Here is an 18,073-nt window from a genome sequence, read left to right on the forward strand (position 1 = left end):
ATCGAAAGCTATCATTGGCACAACGCAATGTCTTTGACGAATCCCGCCAAAGAAAGCCCGAAAATCGAAGATCGTGCGGCCAAGTCGATAAGGCGCGGAAATATATTGCGCGCCGGAGCGCAGTTGCGGCGCTCCTCCAGCGCCGCTGCCTACATTGTTCCAATAGACGCTTCTACTTGACGATAAATCCATGCGCGAAGGGATCCCTGTCGTCGATGAAGATGGTGTTCAGGCCGGTCTGGCGCGCCCAGCCGCCGATCGAGGGAACGATGGCCGGCTTGCCCGCGACGCTCACTTCCCTCTCGACGCGGCCCTTGAAAAGCGAGCCGATGATGGACTCGTGCACGAAGCTGTCGCCCGCCTTCAGTCTGCCCTTGGCGTGGAGCTGCGCCATGCGCGCCGAGGTGCCGGTGCCGCAGGGCGAACGGTCGATCGCCTTGTCGCCGTAGAAGACGGCGTTCCTCGCGTCGGCCTCGGGATGCACCGGCTTGCCGGTCCACAGCATGTGGCTGAGGCGGTTGATGGCCGGGTTTTCCGGATGCTCGAAACTGTATTTCTCGTTGAGCCGCTGGCGCACCACCGGGCTCCAGGCGATGAGCTGGCCGGCGGAATAGTCTGCCATGTCGGCGTAGTTCTCCTGCGGCTCGACGATGGCGTAGAAATTGCCGCCATAGGCGACGTCGACCTTCAGCTCGCCGAGATCGGGACAGTCTACGGTCAGCCCTTCGGCGTAGAGGAAGGAAGGCACGTTGGTGATGCGCACTTCCTCGACATAGTCGCCCTCCTGCCGGTACTCGGCGATGACCAGGCCGGCCGGCGTGTCGAGCCGCAGCACGCCCGGCGTCTTCGGCTTCACCAGCCCGTTCTCGATCGCCATCGTCACGGTGCCGATGGTGCCGTGGCCGCACATAGGCAGGCAGCCCGACGTCTCGATGAAAAGGATGGCGATGTCGCAATCCTCGCGGGTCGGCGGATAGAGGATCGAGCCAGACATCACGTCGTGGCCGCGCGGCTCGAACATCAGGCCGGTGCGGATCCAGTCATATTCGGCGAGGAAATGCGCGCGTCGCTCCATCATCGAGGCGCCGTGGAGCAGCGGCCCGCCGCCGGCGACCAGCCGGACGGGATTGCCGCAGGTATGGCCGTCGATGCAGGTGAAGGTGTGTCGGGCCATTGTGTCGAATTCCTCAGAAACGCTGCGGACTGAAAGGCGAAATGTCGAGTGCGGGCGCCCGGCCTGAAACCAGATCGCGGATCAGGCGGGCGGTGCCCGCGGCCTGGGTCTTGCCGAGATGGCCGTGACCGAATGCATAATACACATTGGCCGACGACTTCGAGCGGCCGATCACCGGCAGCGAGTCCGGCAACGACGGGCGGTAGCCCATCCATTCGCGGCCGCCCTCGGTCTTCAGTCCGGGCAGGAAGCGCCTTGCCTTCTCCAGCATCGCCTTCGAGCGCGCGTAGTTGGGCGGCAGCTTCAGTCCGCCGAGCTCGACGGCGCCGCCGATGCGCAGGCCTGTCGAGAGCGGCGTGATGACGAAGCCGTGGCCGCCGAAGATGAGCTGCCGCTTTACGTCGAAGGCGTCGACCGGCAGCGTTGTGTTATAGCCGCGCTCGGTCTCGAGCGGGATGTCGTCGCCGAGTTGCTTCGTCAGCCTGTGCGACCATGCTCCCGCCGCGACCAGCACACGGCTTGCCGGCTCCGTGCCGCCGTCCGCGAAAAGCAGCGTGACGCCGGCGCCGGGCGGCACGATGGCGACCGCCTCGCGGCGCGCGAAAGTCGCGCCGAGGCGCTCCGCATAGGCCCAGATCGCCTTGCCGAGCAGTTTCGGATCGATCGAGGTCTTCCAGCCGGGGACGAAGGTCCCCTTGATGAACTGTCCGGAGAGGCCCGGCTGCAGGGTGGATATCTCGTCGCCGTCGACATGGCGGTAGGGAATGCCGAAACGATCCCTCGCCGCCCAGCCGGGCAGGGACGCCCGGAATTCGCCCTCGCTCTCATAGAGTTCCAGCGAGCCGTCCTCGCGCAGCATGCTCCGGGTGCCGGAGCGGTCGAGCAGGTCCATCCATTCGGGTTCGGCCAGCTTCATCATGCCGGCCTGCGCGGCGAGGCTCGCCTCGTAGTGCCTGGGCGAGCCGGCGCGCCAGAAGCGCCACAGCCACGGCAGGAGCTTCGGCAGGTGGGAAGGCGGAATGGCGAGCGGCCCGAGCGGATCGGCCAGCCAGCGCGGCAGGTTCCTCATCATGCCCTTGTGGGCGAGCGGCAGCACGTCGGAGAAGGCGAAGGCTGACGCATTGCCGGAACTCGTCTCCTCGCAGACGCCGGTGCGGTCGTAGACCTTCACCCTGTATCCGGCTTCCGTCAGATAGGCGGCCGCGCAGATGCCGACGATGCCCGCGCCGACGATGGCGATGTCGTTTCCTTCCCCCCGGTCACGGGGAGAAGGCCCCTCTTCGCGGGCATCGGAAATGCCTGTCACGTCGGCGCTGCCCCTCATCTGGCTGCCGTCATCCTCTTCCCGTTCGCGGGGAGAGGAAAGCCCTGCCTTATGCAGCCTTCGCGATCGACAGCTTCGGCAGTTCCGGCCTTGTCGCCATCGCGTCCCTGACGATCTTCTCGGCCATCGCCCGGCGCTCGCCCGTCAGCGGCTGGCGGGGCATGCGCACGCGGTCGTTGGTGCCGATCGCCAGCATTTCGGCGAGCTTGATGTTCTGGACGAGATAGGTCGAGACATCGAGATCGAGCAGCGGGCGGAACCAGCGGTAGATTTTCAGCGCTTCGTCGCGCCGGCCCTGCTTCATGAGCTGGTAGATCGCCACCGTCTCCTTCGGGAAGGCCACCACCAGGCCGGCCACCCAGCCGATCGCGCCGACCGACAGCGCCTCGAAGGCGAGGTTGTCGACGCCGGTGAAGAGGTCGTAGCGGTCGCCGAAATGGTTGATGATGTCGGTCGAGCGGCGGATGTCGTCGGACGATTCCTTGATGGCGACGAAACGCTCGTCCTTCGCCAGCCTCTCCATGTCGGCGATCGACACGTCGACCCGGTAGGCGATCTTGTTGGAATAGATCATCACCGGCAGGTCGCCGGCCTTGGCTACTGCCGAGAGCGCGGCAACCGTCTCGTCGGGGTTGGTGTGGTAGATCGGCGAGGGCACCACCATCAGGCCGTTCGCGCCGGCGTCCGCGGCGCGCTTGGCCATGGCGGCGGCCTCGCGGGTGCCGGCCTCGTTGACGGTCATCAGCACGGGCCTGCGGCCGGCGATTTTCTGGGCCGTTTTCAGCACCTCGATCTTTTCGTCCTGGGAAAGCATCGGGCCCTCGCCGAGCGAGCCGGCGACGATCAGGCCGTCGCATCCAGCCTCGATCTGCAAGGCGAAACAGCGCTCCATCTCGGCGTGGTCGAGGCGGTCATCCTCGGTGAACTTGGTCGTGACTGCTGGGAAAATACCGGCCCACATGGCAACCTCCATCTGATATATCACTGATATATCTTAAGGAGACATGCCCTGTCAATGCTGATTCCAATGTGATATATCAAAAATATATCAAAGGAGTTTAGCTTGAATTCCAACAACATAGCCCAGGAACCCGCGGCGAGCAGAGCCTATCACGCCCTGGAGAGGATGATCGTCACGCTCGACCTCCTGCCGGGAAGCGTGGTGACCGAGGGGGCACTGATCGACCGCCTCGGGCTCGGACGGACGCCTGTTCGCGAGGCCATCCAGCGGCTTGCCTGGGAGGGTCTGATCGAGATCAGGCCGCGCGCCGGCCTGGCGATCGCACCGCTGCATCCGGGCGACTGGGTGAGGGTGATCGACGCGCGGCGCAGCCTCGAACTGCTGCTGGCCCGCTCGGCGGCGCGCTTCGTCACCCGCAATGCGGCCGACCTGTTCCACGCCTCGGCGCTTGCCATGCGGCAGGCGGTCGTCGCAAATGACGTGCTGGCTTTCCTGCAGGCCGACAAGGCGCTCGACGAGGCGCTCGCATTTGCGGCTGACAATCCGTTCGCGGTGCGGGTCGCAGCACCACTCCAGAGCCACAGCCGCCGCTTCTGGTATCGCTACAACGCCGAAACCGGGCTGGCGGAATCGGCGGAGCATCACGTCGCCCTGATCCGCTCGATCCTCGAAGGCGACGAGGAAGGGGCGGCGGCGGAGGCCGACCGCCTCATGATCCTCCTGCGGGCATACGCCGAAGCCGCGGCCAGGCGGTAGGCCTGACCCGGCCGGTCAGGCGCCTTCGCCGAGTGCGGCGACGTTGAACTCAAAACCTTCGCCGGCGGAAACGACGCAGCTCTGGCCGTTGGTGTCGGTGGCGAGGATCGTCCAGCTGCCTTTCTCCGACACGAAGACCTCGATCACCGCGCTGCCGTCGATCTGCCCGACAGCGGTCGGGTTCTCCTTGAACTTGTCGGCCAGCGACTTCACCATTTCGGCGCGGGCGGCGCAGAAGTTCTGGGCGGGGGCTGGATTGGCGGTCATTAGCAGGCCGCCGATCAAGGCGGGAAAGAGGACGATCTCGCGTTTCATCTCGACATCTCCTTGGTCCAGGCGACGTTTGGGACTTCGGGAGCCTGCCTTGCGGCCAGTACAGTCGAGGTGGCGACCCGGTTGCAAGTCAAGCAAATCCGGGCTTCGGCCGTTCCATCACGAATCCGTAACAGCGAAATTCCGGATGTGATGGAACGAAAACGGCCCGGAGTTTTGCTCCGGGCCGTGAAGGACTTAGCCGCAGTGGCGGTTTCGTTCGGATCAGTTCATCGTCGGAATTACGAACTCGGCGCCGTCCTTGACGCCGGACGGCCAGCGCGAGGTGACCGTCTTGGTCTTGGTGTAGAAGCGGAAGGCGTCCGGCCCGTGCTGGTTCAGGTCGCCGAAGGACGAGGCCTTCCAGCCGCCGAAGGTATAGTAGGCGATCGGCACCGGGATCGGCACGTTGACGCCCACCATGCCGACCTGGACGCGGCTGGCGAAATCGCGCGCGGCGTCGCCGTCGCGGGTGAAGATCGCGACGCCATTGCCCATCTCGTGGTCGTTGGTGATCTTCAGCGCATATTCGTAGTTCGGCGCCCGCACCACCGAGAGCACCGGCCCGAAGATCTCTTCCTTGTAGATCTTCATCTCCGGCGTCACGTCGTCGAACAGGCAGCCGCCCATATAGTAGCCGTTCTCGTAGCCCTGCATCTTGAAGCCGCGGCCGTCGACGACCAGCTTCGCGCCTTCCTTCACGCCCGCGTCGACGTAACCCTTGACGCGCTCCAGCGCCTGGGCAGTCACCAGCGGGCCGAAATCGGCGGAACCGTCGGTCGAGGGGCCGACCTTGAGGCTCTCGACGCGCGGGATGAGCTTGTCCATCAGGCGGTTGGCGGTGTCGTTGCCGACCGGCACGGCGACCGAGATCGCCATGCAGCGCTCGCCGGCCGAGCCATAGCCGGCGCCGATCAGCGCGTCGACCGTCTGGTCCATGTCGGCGTCGGGCATGATGATCATGTGGTTCTTGGCACCGCCGAAGCACTGCACGCGCTTGCCGGCTGCGCAGCCCCGCGCATAGATGTACTGCGCGATCGGCGTCGAGCCGACGAAGCCGATGGCCTTGATGTCATGGTCGTCGAGGATGGCGTCGACCACTTCCTTGTCGCCGTTGACGACATTGAGCACGCCCGCCGGCAGCCCTGCCTCGATGAAGAGTTCGGCGATGCGCAGCGGCACGCCCGGATCGCGCTCGGACGGCTTCAGGATGAAGGCGTTGCCGGCGGCCAGCGCCGGGCCGATCTTCCACAGGGGGATCATGGCCGGGAAATTGAACGGGGTGATGCCGGCCACGACGCCGAGCGGCTGGCGCATCGAATAGGTGTCGATGCCGGTGCCGGCATTGTCGGTGAACTCGCCCTTCATCATGTGCGGGGCGCCGAGCGACACTTCCACCACTTCGAGGCCGCGCTGGATGTCGCCGCGCGCATCGGCGATGGTCTTGCCGTGCTCGCGGGCGAGGATGTCGGCGAGTTCCTCATAGTCGCGATGCACGAGATCGATGAACTTCATCAGGACGCGCATGCGCCGCTGCGGATTGGTGGCGGCCCAGGCCGGCTGCGCGGCCGAGGCGTTCTCGACGGCGGCGCGCAGCTCCGCGGCCGAGGCGAGCGCCACCGTGCCGCGCACGGTGCCGTCCATTGGCTGCATCACGTCCTGCTTGCGTCCGCTGGTGCCGGCGACGCGCTTGCCGCCGATGAAATGGCCGTATTCGATCATGACTCGCTCCCTGGCGTTTCTCTGGTGGCTCGGATTGTCCCGCTTTGCGCCTGTCTTTGCAACGCGAGCCGGCACGCAACCGTTGTGCGTTAAATAAAGAACGACGTTGGCGATCCCTTGAATTTCTGCATAGATAGATCCCATGAACTGGGACGACGTCAGAATCTTCCTGGCCGTCGCCCGCGCCGGCCAGATCCTCGGCGCGGCGCGGCGGCTGGAGCTCAACCACGCCACCGTGTCGCGCCGCGTCGCCACGCTCGAGGACGCGCTCGGTGCAAAGCTCTTTCGCCGGCTCACCACGGGCAGCGAACTGACGCCGGCGGGTGAGCGTTTCCTCGGCGTCGCCGAGCGCATGGAGGCCGACATGATCGCCGCCCGCTCGGAACTTGCCGGCGGCGACGAGGCCGTCTCCGGCACGGTCCGAATCGGCGCGCCGGACGGCTTCGGCGTCGCCTACCTCGCGTCGCGGCTCGGCACGCTGACCGCCCAGCACCCAGACCTGAAGATCCAGCTCGTGCCGGTGCCCCGTTCCTTCTCCCTGTCGCGGCGCGAGGCCGACATCGCCATCACCACCGAACGTCCGTCGGAAGGCAGGCTGGTGGCGCAGAAGCTCGTCGACTATTCGCTGGGCCTCTACGCCTCTCGCGCCTATGCCGACGCCAACGGCCTGCCGGCCAGCCAGGCAGAACTCAAGGCGCATCGCCTGGTCGGCTACGTGCCGGACCTCGTCTTCAGTCCCTCGCTCGCCTATGCGCAGGAGTTCAGCCCCGACTGGGACGCCGCCTTCTCGATCTCCTCGGCGCTCGGCCAGGTCGAGGCCGTGCGCTCGGGGGCGGGCATCGGCATATTGCACGCCTTCATCGCCCGCTCGCTGCCGGAGCTTGTACCAGTCGCCGCCGCAAAACCCATCCGCCGCGCCTACTGGCTCGTCTACCACGAGAGCGTGCGGCCGCTGAGGCGCATCCAGGCGGTAGCGGGTTTCATCACCAAGGCGGTGGAGCGCGAGAAGCGGCTCTTCGGCTGAGCACAGGCATCCGGGTGGAAATCGCACCGCCTTGCAACGCAACCGGAGCGGGACGCCACAGTTTGCGCTACATTGCCGGCTTGCTTGGGATGCCGCCCGCCCGGAAACACCGCCGACGCCATGCGTTTCGAATTCGCTGCCGCATCGATCGTCCTCGCCGCGCTCTCGGTTGCGGCCTGCTCGAATCCCTGGGGAACGAAGCCGGTGAGCGAACTGCCGAAGCCGCTTCGTTATGCCGTCGCCAAGCCGTCCAACTTCGTCTTCGGCAATTATTGCGGCCTCGGCACGCGCACCGGCGACCTCACCGCCAAACCGGTGGACAGGCTCGACATGATCTGCTTCCGTCACGACAGTTGTTATGTCGACCGCAAGAACCATTGCGATTGCGATTCCGCGCTGGTGCGCGACGCCTCCGCCGTCCGCGACGACGAGATGCTGCCGAAGAAGATGCGCCGGCAGGCGGCGCTACTCGTCAACACCTTCTCGCTCGGCGTCTGCAAGGTCTTTCCGCAAGGCTTCATGCCGCCGCGCCCGCGCGACAGACGCGAGCTCGGCCTGCCGCCGGCCCAGCCAGTGATGTCCACCGGATGAGGTCGGTCCGGCCGGCCGTCGCCACGGCGGCGCTTTGCTGCGCCGCCGTGTTGCTCGCCGCCTGCGCCGGCCCGCTTGCCGGCATCGACACGGACTGCCGGCTGGCGCCGGGCGAGACGCGTTGCAGCGTGGCGTCGCTGGAGACGGCGCTGCTGCCCGGCGTGGGGTCGGAGGACGCCGACTATGCCAGCGGCTTCCTGGCGCTGCTTGCCGAACAGAAGCTCGGCGAAGCCGACCGCGCCAACGGCACAGGGCCGTTCGGTCGCGACGTCGACACGATCACCAACCGCGACTTCCTCGCCGCCTATCGCGGGCTGGAGCGGGCCGCCGACAGGTCCCGCCTGCTGCCGTCGCGCAAGGCCAAGAGCGGCAGCTTCTCCGCGGCCTGGCGCCTGTCGCGCCAGACGCTCTATATCGACGCCGATGCGCTCGATCGCGACGCCGGCACCTTCTTCTTCTCCGGCCTGCAGGCGCGAGAGATCGAGATCGATGTCAGGCAGATCGGCGGCGGCCCTGCCAACATCTCGGGCCGCTGCGACGGCCAGATGGCCGTGGGGCCGGGCCGGCGCATCGTGCAGCCGGGCGAGACGCTGCATCTCAGCCTCACCGGTGCGGTCACCTCCGGCAGCGCCTCGGTGCTTTTTCCCGGTCCCGATCTCAGGCGCTGCGACCTTTCTGTCCGCTCGAAAGGGAAGATCCGCCGCCTGACATTGCTGCGCGAAGAGAAAGCCGACAGGAAGCTCGCCCGCCTCGACAGCCTCTACCAGCGCTGCCCGTCTCCCGACCCGCAAAAGCTCTCGCCGCTCGAGCGCGTCTTCCATGCCAGCCGCGAACTCTCGCAGACCTGCCCGATGGTGCTGGGCACGCCCCGCCTGCTTCTCAATTCACGCGAGGGGTTCAACGCCAAGGTCGAGGCGCTGGCCGGAACCCGACTGTCCGACGCCTTCTTCGACGCCGGCGATCCGGAGGCGCCGATCGATCTGACCCATGCGCCAAAACTCAAGCTGATCTACTTCTCCTATCTCGACTACAAGGCTGATTTTTCCGGCCGGGTCATGGAGCGGCTGATCCGCCACCACGCGGCGCGCGGCACCAAGGTGCGCATCATGGTCACCGACGTGTTGCAGCGGGAGAAGGACCGCGTGCTGCTCGAAAGGCTGGCGGCCGACCATCCCAATGTCCAGCTACAGGAGTTTTCCTGGAAACCGGCGACCGGCGCGCCGGTCGGCGAGCAGCTCTCGCAGTTCTACAAGACCCACCATGTCAAGATGCTGGCGACGCTAGCCGCCGACCGCAGGCGTTCGCGCGCCATCATCGGCGGCCGCAACATCCATGACGGCTTCCTCTTTCACGAGCCGCTCGACCTGTCGCGCTATCCCGAGCTGCACCAGTATGGCCGCACCAACGGGCTGTCGCTCAACTACTATTCAAACTGGAGCGACTTCGAGATCGAGTTCGAGCAGCCGAAGACGGTGGAGACGCTCGTCGCGCATCTCGCCACGCTCTGGCATCGCGACGCCAGGACCGACCTGGCGCGGCCCTTCTCAATCGAAGGCAAGACGGTGAGGCGACCGCCGGCCGGCGCCAGCGCGCGCCATTTCATCTCGGTGCCCTACGCAGACGGGCGGGCGCTCGAGGATTATTATGTCGAGCTGATCGACGCCGCCGCCGAGACTGTCGAGATCGTCAATCCCTATCTCAACCTGACGCAGAAGCTCGCCGACGCCTTCGGCCGCGCGATCGACCGCGGGGTCGCGATCACGCTGGTCACCCGCATCGACCTCAAGGGCGATTTCGGCGGCCAGTTCCTCACCGAGCTCAACGAGCTTTTCGTCGAGAAATATGCCAGCCGCATCACCATGTACGAATTCCGCGCGCCGGATGTCGTGCTGCATTCGAAGATCCTCATGATCGACGGCCGCTACGTCTCCGTCTCCTCGGTCAATCTCAACAACCGCAGCTTCATGCAGGACAGCGAGAACGGCATCGCCGTGCTCGATCCCGCTTTCTACCGGCGCATGAAGCCGGTCTTCGATTACTACGTGACCCGTTCGCGACGGGTCGACCCGGACGTCCACGTGCCGCTCTTCTATCGCTTCCTGTTCTCGACGCAGCATTTTCGCGAGGCGTTCTGACCGGCTTTCCACGACGGGGCGCTGCGAAACCGTCCCGGAAGGGCATCGGTTAACGCCCGGAAAACACGGGGCTTTCCGGGCCGGAATGCCAAAATGCTGCGCTGCGAAAATCTGAAATTCCCGTAAAGCATTGCAAATGAACGAAAAATGTGCGCATATTGAATGAACATTCAACAATTTCAGAGCGCTCACATGAACCCACATCTTCGGAACGTGGCCGTCCCGAACGATTGGGACAGGCGGGGTCTGCCAGGCTGGGCCTATCACAGCCCGGCCCTTCTCGAGCTCGAGAAGGAGCATGTCTTCCGCAATCACTGGCAGATCGCCGGCCATGTGTCCGACGTGCCGGATCCGGGCGACTATCTCACCATGGACGTCGTCGGCGAGCGCGCGCTCATCGTGCGCGGCAAGGACGGCGTGGTGCGCGGCTTCCACAATATCTGCCGCCACCGCGGCAGCCGCGTCGTCGCCGAGAACCAGGGCAACTGCAAGAACGCTCTGGTCTGCCCCTTCCACGGCTGGGTCTACAATCTCGACGGCACGCTGCGCGGGGCGGCCCGCCCGCGTTCCTTCCCGGACCTCGACAAGGACGAGTTCGGCCTCATGCCGCTCGACCTGGAAGTGTGGATGGGCTTCATCTTCATCCGCTTCCATCCTGGCCCGCAGCCTTCGGTCGCCGAGCTGATGAAGCCGGTCGAGGCCGAGATGGCGCATTACGACGCCGCCAACATGGTTCCCTCCTGGGGCATCTGGACCCAGACCTCGCCGGTCAACTGGAAGTCGGTGCGCGACGTCGACAATGAGGGCTATCACGTCGCCATGGCGCATCCGGCGCTGCAGGACCTCTACGGCGCGACCTATTTCGACGAGCCTTTCGTCGGCGGCGTGTCGCGCTCCTTCGCGACCTACAATCCGCATGCCGGCCGCCGCTGGAGCGTGAAGAACTACGTCAAGTTCGCGCCCGAGCCGGCGCGCCTGCCGGAGGTGCTGCGCAAGGCCTGGCTCTACTACGGCATCTTCCCCAACAACGTCATGGCGATGACGCCTGAATCGGTGCAGTTCTACCAGGAGTTCCCGCTGTCGACCGGCGAGACGGTGCTGCGCGGCGCGATCTACCGCTACAGGGACGAGACCCGCGAGCAGGCCGCGGCGCGCTACCTCGCCTTCCGCATTGACCGCGACACCATGGCCGAGGACGTGCAGCTCTCGGTGTGGTCGAACGAATCCATGCTGTCGCAGTCCTTTGCCGGCTTCTATCTCTCTGACCTCGAATACGGCGTGCGCACCCACCACGACCATCTGCGCGACCGGCTGCCGGTGCTCGGCCTCGAAACCGCGCCCGAGGAGAAGGACATGGCCAACCTCAACGCGGCGCTGCTCAGCCGGAGCTGAACGGCGCCGGCCGCAGGACCGGCGACCTAGTTGCTGGCCACCTTCTTCTTCGCCGCGACGTAGTTCTCGCGCTCGTCATAGGACACTTCGACCGCCCCTTTCGCCTTGAGCGAGAGGCGGTTCAGATAGTTGTCCATGTGGTGGTCCTTGAGATTGGCGAAATTCAGCGAGCGGCCGAACTCGCCGATCGAGATGCGGTCCGCATCATGGGTCGGCAGGAAAACGTAATGCGGCCCTTCTAGCAGGATGATCTCCGGGCCTGCATGCTCGTAGACGCCATAGACGCGGTTGACGATGGTGGTCGGCGGCAGCATGGGGACGATGTCGTTCTCGTCGACGACGCGGGTGAGCGACAGGAAGCCCAGCCTGCCGACGCCGTCGGTGGTGGTGAATTTCGGCTGGCCGAAGGTGATCACCCTGTCGACCTTGTAGCCGTCCTCGACCATGTGGATGGCGAGCAGCGCGGCAAGCGCGCCGCCCAGCGAGTGCCCGGTGATGTAGGTCCTGTAGCCCGGCTTCAGGTACGGCTTCATGTCGGCGTAGAGGACCCGCGCCGTCGCGTCGAAACCGGCATGGACGGGGATGGCGAGCGCCAGATCCTCGCGAATCCTCATCTCGACGTCCTCGATGAGGTTCTTCCGGTTGGCGGTCCCGCGTATGGCGATGTACTGGACCTTCGCCCTGTCGTCCCGCTCGATGAAATATTGCGCGTCGGTCTTGCCGGGCGCGCTGACGCGCACGGTGGCCGGATACTGGCCTCGGATGACCGCTTCCTCCGCATAGGCGGCCTTGGCCCGGCCGGCATAGGCGGTGAGCTCGACGAAATCGATCTTGGTCGGCGTGATGGTCGAGCCGAGCGCCTGCAGCTCGCGTTTTGAAACGCCGACGCAGGCGGTGAGTGCCATCAGGCACACCAGAACGATTGCCGGCTGCGCGAGGCGAGGCCGCATATGGGAACCCCCGTAGGACGTCGACCGAACCTGAATCCGGCTTCTTACCGTGTCGACGCTCAACCGGAATCTACATGAAACAGGCCGCCGCCGCCATGGAGGTCGATGCTTAGCATTGTTTGGATGGCAGATTCACGAATGCTGTGACCGACCAAGTCAGCCGAGCGGCTTCGACATCGCCTTCAGGAACCGCACGCCGCCATCGTCGGTCGCCTCGCCGAGCGCGACATCCATGAAGCCGTCGGTCACGCGGGCGAGGCCGAAGCCGCCCAGATAGGCCGCCGTCGGCTTGAACAGGTCGTAGCCGCCGCGGTTGTAGATCATCGGCGTGTCGTGCTCGTGGCCGTGGAATATGCCGGCGACGTTGTACGGCTTCACCGTGTCCAGCAATGCAGCGCGCTGCTCTTCGCTCCACCAGTGCGGCGGGCCGGCGCCCTCGTCGTCGAAGGTTACCGCCGTCGGGTCCCACCGCTCGATGGAGAAGGTGTCCCAGCCATAATGCTGGAAGAGCACGACCGGACGGCCGTCGCCGGCATGCTGCGCAAGGTCCTGCGCCAGCCAGCCGAGGGAGCTTGCCGCGCCCTTGTTGGTGTCGCCGCCGAAGCGATGGAGCTGCACCAGGTGCAGCCTGTCCCAGTTCCATGAATAGCAGTCGGAGGCGACGTCGTAATTGTCGGCGGGGGCGATCGGCTTGAAGAAGACGCCCGGCCTGTGGTTCAGCTCGACATAGTCGCGCAGCTCGCGGCGGTACCAGTCGACTTCGCCCTTGGGTCCGTCCTGGTCGAGGTCGTGGTTGCCGAGGCCGGCATAGACGGGGAAATGCACTTCGTCCTCGCCGTCTCCCCGCTGGTAGCGCCGGCTGAACTGGAGGATCTGGAAACCTTCCTCCGGCTCCGCCCGCTGGCCGCCGCCATCATCCGTCATGTCGCCGGCAAGCACGACGCCGCGCGGGGTGGCGACCCTCTCCCCGGCGGAGCGCAGGGGTGTCGCCGCGCCGTCGATCGTCGCGGGCCAGCTCGCTTCCCCGATGCGGTTCAGCGCGCGGATGTGGCGCAACAGGTTCTCGTCGGTCTTGCCCTCCTCCTTGCAGTTCGGGCTCAGCCCGTTGCGGGTGCGGCAGGCATGCACGTCGTTGATGAAGAGGAAGGTGACGTCGGTCGTGGATTGTGCGCGGGCAGAACGGCCGCCGAGCACAGCGAAACCTGCCATGCCGGCAAGCATGCTGCGGCGGGAAAGGCGCGGCGCGGTCATCGGGGCTCGACGCGCCTGAACAGGCTGAATTGGAAGGATTGCGGCGAGCCCCAGGGCGTCGTGTGGACGTTGCGGCGCTGGCCCACCAGCTCGAAGGAAGGCCCGAGCACCTCGGCCAGCCCGGCCGGATCGTAGCGCATGACCGGCAGGCCGCTGCAGCGCTCGGGCCCATCCAATGCGAAGGTGGCGATGACGGCATGGCCGCCGGGCTTCAGCGCGGTGCGAAGCCGCTCGACATAGGCGGCGCGAGCGTCGGCTTCGGTCAGGAAATGGAAGGCGGCCCTATCGTGCCAGATGTCGTAGCGGCGCTCCGGCTTCCATTCCGTCACATCGGCGGCGATCCACTCGATGTCGTCTGCGGCCGCGCCCACCCTCGCCTTGGCGGCGTCGAGCGCCGCCGGCGAGATGTCGAGCACGGTGATCCTGCCGACGCCTTCGCGCAGCAAGGCGTCCGCCAGCCGCGACGCGCCGCCGCCGATGTCGATTACGCTGGATGCCGGACCCGCGCCGGCCTGGCGGATGAGCTCCAGCGAAACCGCCGGCACGTCCTCGAACCAGCTTACGCCAGCTTCGCCCTTCGTCGCGTAAGCATTGTCCCAATGCGCCCGGTTTCCTTCGACGGACATTAGCAGCCCTTGCTCCTCACGGATCGCCTTCCAGTCTAGCACGTGTCGAGGGAAGGGAGTCAGGTCGCCGCGCCAATGCCCGAGACATGCCGGGCCGCTGCATGCAGAGCCGGCATGTCTGGACGCCGCGAGACTATTGCGGAGCGGCTTGCTGGACGGCGTCGCCGATCATTTTGTTCAGCGCGCCACGGACCTTGTCGAGGTCGAGATTCTCCTTGAAAGCCTCCCTCCTCTTCATGGCGTCCATCGTCGTTTCCATGACGTTCGCCGGGTTGAAGCTCGGCGGGAAGGAGCGCGGCGGGAAGTCCTTGAACGTCCCTACGAACTGGAAGACTTCGTCCATCACCCCGTACATCATGTGGACATGGTTCATCTGCCAGTCCCAGAAGGTGTTCGACGTGATGTCCGCTCTCTCGAACGGATCCTGGAAAAGATTGAATATCTTCTGCAGGCGCAGCGTGGTGAATGGCTCGGCCCAGACGCCCATCGTGCCTTCCTTGCGCTGCTCGGAGAACACGTACTTGTAGTCCCCTGGCGGAAGCCGACGAGCAGCCCGTCGTCGTCCGAGTAGAAGAACATGCCGCGGGCACTCTTCGTGCCGTTGTTGGTGGCGGCGCTGCCGGTCACAGCCGTCAGGAATGCCGACTGGTCGTAGCCATCCAGATGGACCTTGTAGTCTATGCCGTTGGCTGTGTAGCCGGCCTTCAGCTTTTCGACGATGGCGGGTTCACCCGCGATCGAGCAGAGCGTTGGAATCCAGTCATTGTGGCTCATCAGCTCGTTGGTGACTGTCCCTGGCGCGATCTTGCCCGGCCACCGAACAAGGCACGGCACCCGGAAGGCGCCTTCCCAGTTGGTATTCTTCTCGGAGCGGAACCAGGTCATGGCGCCGTCCGGCCAGGTGTTCATGTGGGGACCGTTGTCGGTCGAGTAGACGACGATTGTGTTGTCCGCGATCCCCATGTCGTCCAAAGACTTGAGCAGGTTCCCGACGATATCGTCGTGCTCCATCATGCCGTCGATATATTCGCTGTCGCCATGGGTGTAGCGGCCGCGATGGCTGTCGCGGACATGGGTGCGCAGATGCATTCGGGTCGAGTTGAACCAGCAGAAGAAGTTCCTGCCGTCGGCCTGCTGCCGCTTCATGAAGTCGATCGCCGCCGCCGAGGTCTCGTCGTCGATCGTTTCCATGCGCTTCTTGGTCAGCGGGCCGGTGTCCTCGATCGTCTGCTTGCCGACCTTGCCGAAGCGCGGATCCTCGGTGGGATCGTCGACGTCGGTCGCCTTGCAGCGCAGCACGCCGCGCGGCCCGAACTTGGCGAGGTATGCTGGGTCTTTCGGATAGTCGGGCAGTTCAGGCTCTTCCTCGGCGTTCAGATGGTAGAGATTGCCGAAGAATTCGTCGAAACCGTTGACCGTCGGCAGTGACGGGTTGCGGTCGCCGACATGGTTTTTGCCGAATTGCCCGGTGGCGTAGCCGAGATTCTTCAGGAGGCCGCCGATCGACGGATCGAGCTGGCTCATGCCCATCGGCGCGCCCGGGAAGCCAACCTTGCTCAATCCGCTCCGAATGATGTGCTGTCCGGTCAGGAACGCCGAGCGGCCGGCAGTGCACGACTGTTCGCCGTAGTAGTGCTGGAATTTTACTCCCTCCTTCGCAATACGGTCGATGTTAGGGGTCTCGTAGCCCATCAGGCCGTTCGAATATGTGCTGATGTTCGCAAGGCCGATATCATCGCCCCAGATGACGAGAATGTTCGGCTTGCCGCCGGCGGGAGCCGCTTCCTGCGCCCCTGCGACGCGCACGCCTGGCGTCGACATCAGGGCGGTGGTCGCGGCAAGCGTTCCTCCAAGCAATATGCTGCGTCGACTGACAGCGGTCGGAGAGCTGTCTCGATATACGCTGGGAGCAGGACTTTGTGGATCGGTTGAAACCTTGGTCATTGTGCTAACCCCTTGCCTCAATCATAAAATCACAAGTTGTGGTGCGGTATAAGAAAGCAGGATGGCTCATGAACCGGACGCCAAAGGCGACTCCGGCCAACATCGCTGTTGAACACACGGATCTCAGAGTTTGATGACAGCGGCCGACACGGCGCGAACCGAAAGGCCGTCGCTGATCGACTGCGACAGCCGTCGCTTTCGCAGAAGCCGCCAGCGTGGAGCAGGATTTTTGGACATACGCCGTCCCTCCTCGTTGCAACGACAACAAGTGTCAGCCCCTCAATATTTATAGAGGAGAATTGTAAGCTCGGCTACGGTTACTTGAGTGGGAAAGTATTGATCGGCGAGACGTCGATAATGGACCCGGCGTCTGCGGTCCGCAACGGGCCGCCTGCGAGAAAAGCAGTAGACCCATTGCGCATATGCCTCATCCCCGCCAGACGCCTTCTTTCCTGAGATCGTCCATGGTGCGCGAGATGCCTTCGCGCAGGATGGCGACGAGGTCGTCGACCTGCTCCCTGGTGATGACCAGCGGCGGGCTCATCACGCACATGTTGATCAGCGGCCTGACCAGCAGGCCGAGCTCGTGGCAGTGCTGGTCGATGCGCTTGCCGACATCCTTGTCGAGCTGCAGCGGGTCCTTGCTCTCGCGGTCGGCGACGCATTCGACGCAGCCCATGAGGCCGGCGCCGCGCACCTCGCCGACCAGCGGCAGCTCTTCCAGCGTCTTCAGCTTTGCCTGAAAATACGGACCGACCTCGCACGCGTGCTCGAGGATGCCGCCTTCCAGCAGATCGAGATTGGCGATCGCCACTGCGCAGCCGATCGGATGGCTGGTGTAGGTCAGCCCGTGGCCGAACATGGCGTCGGGATGGTTGGAGCGGTTGAGCCCCCTCAACAGCCGCTCCGAGATGACCACGCCGCCGAGCGGGAAATAGCCAGAGGTAACGCCCTTGGCGAAGGTGATCATGTCGGGCTCGATGCCGAACAGGTCTTCCGATGCGAAGACATGGCCGAGCCGCCCGAAGGCGGTCACCACCTCGTCCGAAACATAGAGGATGTCGTGTTCGCGGCAGATCTCGCGGATGCGTTTGAGATAATCCTTGGGTGGCACGATCACGCCGCCGGACGCCTGGATCGGCTCGCCGACGAAGCAGCCGATTTTGTCCGCGCCGATCCTCTTCACCGTTTCGCGGAACTCGTCGACCAGGAAATCGCTGAACGCTTCGAGGCTCATCCCCTTCGGCCGCCGGAACGGGTCGGGCGAGGAGAGCTTCACCACCAGATCGTCGGCGGCGTCCATCCAGTCGCGATCGCGCGGCCGGCCGTTCAGCGAAGCCGACAGATAGGTCGAGCCGTGGTAGGCGCCGCCTCTCGACAGGACCAGCTTCTTCTCGGGCCGCCCGCGCACATTGTTGTAGAACTGCATGAAGCGCAGCGCCGTCTCCACCGCCGAGGAACCGCCGGTCGTGTAGAAGACATGATTGAGGTCGCCGGGCGCATGCCCGGCGATGCGCCGCGACAGCTCGGCCGACGGCGTGTTCATCGTGTACCACGGCGTGTTGTAGGAGAGCTCGAGCGCCTGGTCGTACATGACGCGCGCCAGCTCCTCGCGGCGGTGGCCGACATTGATGCACCACATGCCGGCCGGCCCGTCGATGAGCTTCCTGCCGTCGCCGTCGATCAGGTAGATGCCGTCGCCGCTGGTCACCAGCGTGCGCGCTTCCGCGCCGATCGAGCCCGCATAGGGCCAAGGCTGGACGAGGTGGCTCTTCGCCAGCTCGACAGCCTCCGCCGCGGCATTGCCCGCTTCCGCCTCCCGATAGTCCCTGACTGCCGCCATGTCCCGTCTCCGCATCGGCCCCGGACCTCCTGCGCCGCCGCCCGCAGCACCGGAAAACCCGCCTGTTT

The 18,073-nt window shown here is 65.2% G+C and carries 14 protein-coding genes and 1 pseudogene; 5 read left to right on the forward strand and 10 right to left on the reverse strand.

Annotation, left to right across the window (positions count from 1 at the left end; genetic code table 11):
- Positions 1-172 precede the first annotated feature (172 nt).
- The 3 genes from D8676_RS09445 to D8676_RS09455 are packed head-to-tail and all read right to left on the reverse strand — an operon-like array spanning position 173 to position 3,459.
- Entirely contained in the window at positions 173-1,174 is a 1,002-nt protein-coding gene (locus D8676_RS09445; protein ID WP_121580627.1) for a 4-hydroxyproline epimerase, read from the reverse strand.
- A gap of 13 nt (positions 1,175-1,187) precedes the next feature.
- Positions 1,188-2,498: an FAD-binding oxidoreductase gene (locus D8676_RS09450; RefSeq protein WP_121580628.1), complete on the reverse strand. Its 1,311-nt coding sequence runs from the start codon at positions 2,496-2,498 to the stop codon at positions 1,188-1,190.
- 49 nt (positions 2,499-2,547) lie between these two features.
- Positions 2,548-3,459, reverse strand: coding sequence for a dihydrodipicolinate synthase family protein (locus tag D8676_RS09455; RefSeq protein ID WP_121580629.1), 912 nt, complete (start codon positions 3,457-3,459; stop codon positions 2,548-2,550).
- A 102-nt stretch (positions 3,460-3,561) separates the two neighbouring features.
- Here D8676_RS09455 and D8676_RS09460 point away from each other — a divergent pair, with 102 nt between their 5' ends.
- Positions 3,562-4,215: a GntR family transcriptional regulator gene (locus D8676_RS09460; RefSeq protein WP_121580630.1), complete on the forward strand. Its 654-nt coding sequence runs from the start codon at positions 3,562-3,564 to the stop codon at positions 4,213-4,215.
- Between the two features lie 15 nt (positions 4,216-4,230).
- Here D8676_RS09460 and D8676_RS09465 read toward each other — a convergent pair whose 3' ends face one another.
- The gene (locus D8676_RS09465) at positions 4,231-4,530 is read right to left on the reverse strand and encodes a hypothetical protein (RefSeq protein WP_245426689.1); all 300 of its coding nucleotides are present in this window, start codon (positions 4,528-4,530) and stop codon (positions 4,231-4,233) included.
- 222 nt (positions 4,531-4,752) lie between these two features.
- Positions 4,753-6,249 (reverse strand): CoA-acylating methylmalonate-semialdehyde dehydrogenase, encoded by a 1,497-nt coding sequence (locus D8676_RS09470; protein ID WP_121580631.1) that lies wholly within the window; start codon positions 6,247-6,249, stop codon positions 4,753-4,755.
- A 142-nt stretch (positions 6,250-6,391) separates the two neighbouring features.
- Between D8676_RS09470 and D8676_RS09475 the strand changes: the two genes are divergently transcribed.
- The 4 genes from D8676_RS09475 (at position 6,392) to D8676_RS09490 (ending at position 11,391) form a co-directional block, all read left to right on the forward strand.
- Positions 6,392-7,273 carry a LysR family transcriptional regulator gene (locus D8676_RS09475; protein WP_121580632.1) on the forward strand — a complete coding sequence of 294 codons (882 nt, stop codon included), beginning with the start codon at positions 6,392-6,394 and terminating at the stop codon, positions 7,271-7,273.
- Positions 7,274-7,393: 120 nt separating this feature from the next.
- Positions 7,394-7,864 (forward strand): hypothetical protein, encoded by a 471-nt coding sequence (locus D8676_RS09480; protein WP_121580633.1) that lies wholly within the window; start codon positions 7,394-7,396, stop codon positions 7,862-7,864.
- A complete protein-coding gene (locus tag D8676_RS09485; RefSeq protein WP_121580634.1) occupies positions 7,861-9,999 on the forward strand; it encodes a phosphatidylserine/phosphatidylglycerophosphate/cardiolipin synthase family protein in 2,139 nt (712 codons plus the stop codon). The genes D8676_RS09480 and D8676_RS09485 overlap by 4 nt, the downstream gene beginning before the upstream one ends.
- A gap of 192 nt (positions 10,000-10,191) precedes the next feature.
- Positions 10,192-11,391, forward strand: coding sequence for an aromatic ring-hydroxylating dioxygenase subunit alpha (locus D8676_RS09490; protein ID WP_121580635.1), 1,200 nt, complete (start codon positions 10,192-10,194; stop codon positions 11,389-11,391).
- A 26-nt stretch (positions 11,392-11,417) separates the two neighbouring features.
- Here the strand turns inward: D8676_RS09490 and D8676_RS09495 are convergent, their stop codons facing one another.
- The 5 genes and pseudogenes from D8676_RS09495 to D8676_RS09515 all read right to left on the reverse strand — a co-directional run bounded on the left by D8676_RS09495 (position 11,418) and on the right by D8676_RS09515 (position 18,005).
- Complete coding sequence (locus tag D8676_RS09495; protein ID WP_183097044.1) at positions 11,418-12,296, reverse strand: lipase family protein; 879 nt, start codon at positions 12,294-12,296, stop codon at positions 11,418-11,420.
- 201 nt (positions 12,297-12,497) lie between these two features.
- Positions 12,498-13,592, reverse strand: a complete 1,095-nt coding sequence (locus D8676_RS09500; RefSeq protein ID WP_121580637.1) for a metallophosphoesterase — start codon at positions 13,590-13,592, stop codon at positions 12,498-12,500.
- Complete coding sequence (locus D8676_RS09505; RefSeq protein WP_121580638.1) at positions 13,589-14,218, reverse strand: class I SAM-dependent methyltransferase; 630 nt, start codon at positions 14,216-14,218, stop codon at positions 13,589-13,591. Before D8676_RS09505 ends, D8676_RS09500 begins: the two co-directional genes overlap by 4 nt.
- A gap of 133 nt (positions 14,219-14,351) precedes the next feature.
- Positions 14,352-16,039, reverse strand: a pseudogene (locus D8676_RS09510) (arylsulfatase).
- A 550-nt stretch (positions 16,040-16,589) separates the two neighbouring features.
- Entirely contained in the window at positions 16,590-18,005 is a 1,416-nt protein-coding gene (locus tag D8676_RS09515; protein ID WP_121580639.1) for an aminotransferase, read from the reverse strand.
- Positions 18,006-18,073: the final 68 nt, after the last annotated feature.

This window comes from Mesorhizobium sp. YM1C-6-2 (assembly GCF_003666685.1).
Lineage (GTDB): Bacteria > Pseudomonadota > Alphaproteobacteria > Rhizobiales > Rhizobiaceae > Mesorhizobium_K.

Bases quoted from the DNA above. Each gene is read 5' to 3' on its own strand.
- D8676_RS09445 (WP_121580627.1), bottom strand. From the start codon at position 1,174: ATGGCCCGACACACCTTCACCTGCATCGACGGCCATACCTGCGGCAAT.
- D8676_RS09450 (WP_121580628.1), bottom strand. From the start codon at position 2,498: ATGAGGGGCAGCGCCGACGTGACAGGCATTTCCGATGCCCGCGAAGAG.
- D8676_RS09455 (WP_121580629.1), bottom strand. From the start codon at position 3,459: ATGTGGGCCGGTATTTTCCCAGCAGTCACGACCAAGTTCACCGAGGAT.
- D8676_RS09465 (WP_245426689.1), bottom strand. From the start codon at position 4,530: ATGAAACGCGAGATCGTCCTCTTTCCCGCCTTGATCGGCGGCCTGCTA.
- D8676_RS09470 (WP_121580631.1), bottom strand. From the start codon at position 6,249: ATGATCGAATACGGCCATTTCATCGGCGGCAAGCGCGTCGCCGGCACC.
- D8676_RS09475 (WP_121580632.1), top strand. From the start codon at position 6,392: ATGAACTGGGACGACGTCAGAATCTTCCTGGCCGTCGCCCGCGCCGGC.
- D8676_RS09480 (WP_121580633.1), top strand. From the start codon at position 7,394: ATGCGTTTCGAATTCGCTGCCGCATCGATCGTCCTCGCCGCGCTCTCG.
- D8676_RS09485 (WP_121580634.1), top strand. From the start codon at position 7,861: ATGAGGTCGGTCCGGCCGGCCGTCGCCACGGCGGCGCTTTGCTGCGCC.
- D8676_RS09490 (WP_121580635.1), top strand. From the start codon at position 10,192: ATGAACCCACATCTTCGGAACGTGGCCGTCCCGAACGATTGGGACAGG.
- D8676_RS09495 (WP_183097044.1), bottom strand. From the start codon at position 12,296: ATGGCACTCACCGCCTGCGTCGGCGTTTCAAAACGCGAGCTGCAGGCG.
- D8676_RS09500 (WP_121580637.1), bottom strand. From the start codon at position 13,592: ATGACCGCGCCGCGCCTTTCCCGCCGCAGCATGCTTGCCGGCATGGCA.
- D8676_RS09505 (WP_121580638.1), bottom strand. From the start codon at position 14,218: ATGTCCGTCGAAGGAAACCGGGCGCATTGGGACAATGCTTACGCGACG.
- D8676_RS09515 (WP_121580639.1), bottom strand. From the start codon at position 18,005: ATGGCGGCAGTCAGGGACTATCGGGAGGCGGAAGCGGGCAATGCCGCG.